This window comes from Micromonospora sp. NPDC049580 (genome assembly GCF_040675595.1).
Classification (GTDB): Bacteria; Actinomycetota; Actinomycetes; order Mycobacteriales; family Micromonosporaceae; genus Micromonospora.
Genome location: NZ_JBFAPG010000706.1, coordinates 1 through 2,258 on the forward strand (window position 1 = coordinate 1; position 2,258 = coordinate 2,258).

2 protein-coding genes, 1 tRNA gene and 1 pseudogene are annotated in these 2,258 nt (G+C 76.2%); all 4 read left to right on the top strand.

Annotation, left to right across the window (positions count from 1 at the left end):
• Window positions 1-156 (top strand): annotated as a pseudogene (locus AB0J68_RS31215) (4Fe-4S ferredoxin); the annotation flags it as partial.
• Entirely contained in the window at window positions 153-1,274 is a 1,122-nt protein-coding gene (nrfD, locus tag AB0J68_RS31220; RefSeq protein ID WP_354862906.1) for an NrfD/PsrC family molybdoenzyme membrane anchor subunit, read from the top strand. The pseudogene AB0J68_RS31215 and the gene nrfD, both read left to right, overlap by 4 nt.
• A 34-nt stretch (window positions 1,275-1,308) precedes the next feature.
• Window positions 1,309-1,404: transfer RNA gene (locus AB0J68_RS31225), tRNA-Sec, on the top strand.
• A 20-nt stretch (window positions 1,405-1,424) separates the two neighbouring features.
• Window positions 1,425-2,258, top strand: an 834-nt coding sequence (selA, locus tag AB0J68_RS31230) for an L-seryl-tRNA(Sec) selenium transferase (RefSeq protein ID WP_363942369.1), incomplete at its 3' end; no start/stop codon positions are given.

Consider the following 2,258-nt stretch of genomic DNA (forward strand, 5'->3'; position numbering starts at 1 on the left):
TTCCTGTTGTTGGATGAGCCGGAGGTGTATGGGTTGCCGCCGGATCCGGTGGTGACGACGCGGGATCTGCCGGCGATGTGGAAACGCGCCGGCCTCGCCGCGCTGGCCATGACGGCGGCGACCGTCGCCGCGTTCGTCGTCGGAGGATCCTCGTGAGCACAGAGCGCCCCCGGGTGGGCGATCGGTTCCGCCGGTTCACCAACGCCCGCGACGAGATGGCCGCACGGCAGCCCGGTGGTGACTCGGTCGCACGGCAGCCCGGCGGCGACCCGGCCCGGCGGGCGGGCCGGCGGCGCGGTCGGGGCGGCGGCGAGGAGCTGCGGGTTCCGGAGGCCGAGTTCACGTCGTACTACGGGCGGCCCATCCTGAAGGCGCCGGTCTGGAAGTGGGACATCGCCGCGTACCTGTTCACCGGCGGGCTGGCCGCCGGCTCGTCGCTGCTCGCCGCGGGAGGGCAGCTCACCGGCCGGCCGGTGCTGCGCCGCGCCGGTCGGGTCACCGCGCTGGGCGCCGTCAGCGCCAGCGCCGTCTTCCTGATCCGGGACCTGGGCCGGCCGGAGCGGTTCCACCACATGCTGCGGGTGGCCAAACCGACCTCGCCGATGTCGGTGGGCACCTGGATCCTCACCGCGTTCGGGCCGGCCGCCGGGGTCGCCGCGATCGCCGAGGGCGCCGGCCTGCTGCCCCGCCGCGGGCTGCTCGGGTTGGCCGGCCGGGCACTGCCGCCGGTCGGGCACGCCGCCGGGCTCGTCGCCGCCGCCACCGCGCCGGCGCTGGCCACGTACACCGGGGTGCTGCTCGCCGACACGGCGGTGCCGTCGTGGCATGAGGCGTACCCCGAGTTGCCGGTCATCTTCGCGGGCAGCGCGCTGGCCAGCGGGGCCGGCGTGGGTCTGCTCGCCGCGTCACCGGCGCAGGCGGGGCCGGCCCGCCGGATGGCGGTGGCCGGCGCGGCCCTGGAGCTGTACGGCGCGCACCGGGTGGAGACCCGCCTGGGGTTGCTCAGCGAGCCCTACCGGTCGGGGCGGCCCGGTCGGCTGCTGCGCGCCGGTCGGCTGCTGACCGTCGCCGGGGTGGCCGGGGCGCTGCTCGGCCGGCGCAGCCGCGCGGCGGGCGCGTTGTCCGGGGTCGCGTTGCTGGGCGCGTCGGTGGCCACCCGGTTCGGCATCTTCTACGGTGGCGTCGCGTCGGCGCGCGACCCGCGCTACACGGTGGTGCCGCAACGCGAGCGGGTGAATGCTCGACGGACCGGGGTGGATCCGGCGGCTGACTGAGCGGCCGCTTGGGCGTTGTGATCGAATGTCCGACGGAGGCGTTCAGGCGGCTGGTGCCCCTCCCGGTCTTCAAAACCGGTGTGGTCCGGGACCCGGGCCAGGCGGGTTCGATTCCCGTCCGTCTCCGCCAACGGCGGCAGGAGTGACGTGATGCGCGACGGCAGCGTGGACCCGCGACGCCGGGTGCCCCGCACCGATACGCTGCTCGCCGATTCGCGGCTGGCCGAGGCCGTCGCGACCCTCGGCCGGGACCGGGTCAAGGCCGCCGTCGTCCAGGCGCAGGAGCGGGCCCGCCGCGGTGAGATCGAGCCCGACGAGGTCCCCGACGCCGTGGTCGCCGGGCTGCCCGCCCCGGGTCCGCGGACGGTGCTCAACGCCACCGGCGTCGTGCTGCACACCAATCTGGGTCGGGCGCCGCTGTCACCCGCCGCCGTCGCCGCGGTCGTGGCGGCCGCCGGCCACACCGACGTCGAGCTGGACCTGCGCACGGGGCGACGCGCGCGTCGTGGCCGGGACGCGATGGACGCGCTGGCCGCCGCCGTGCCGGACGCCGCCGCCGTACACGTGGTCAACAACGGCGCCGCCGCGCTGGTGCTGGCCGCCACCGCGCTGGCCGCCGGCCGGGAGATCGTCGTCAGCCGAGGCGAACTGGTCGAGATCGGCGACGGTTTCCGCCTGCCGGACCTGCTGGAGAGCACCGGCGCCCGTCTGCGCGAGGTGGGCACCACCAACCGCACCACGCTCGACGACTACGCCGCGGCCGTCGGACCGCAGACCGGCTTCGTGCTCAAGGTGCACCCGTCGAACTTCCAGATCACCGGCTTCACCTCGGCCACACCGGTACGCCAACTGGCCACGCTCGACGTGCCGGTGGTCGCCGACATCGGCTCCGGGCTGCTCGCGCCGGATCCACTGCTGCCCGACGAGCCGGACGCGGCCGGCACCCTGCGCGCCGGCGCGGCCCTGGTCACCGCGAGCGGCGAC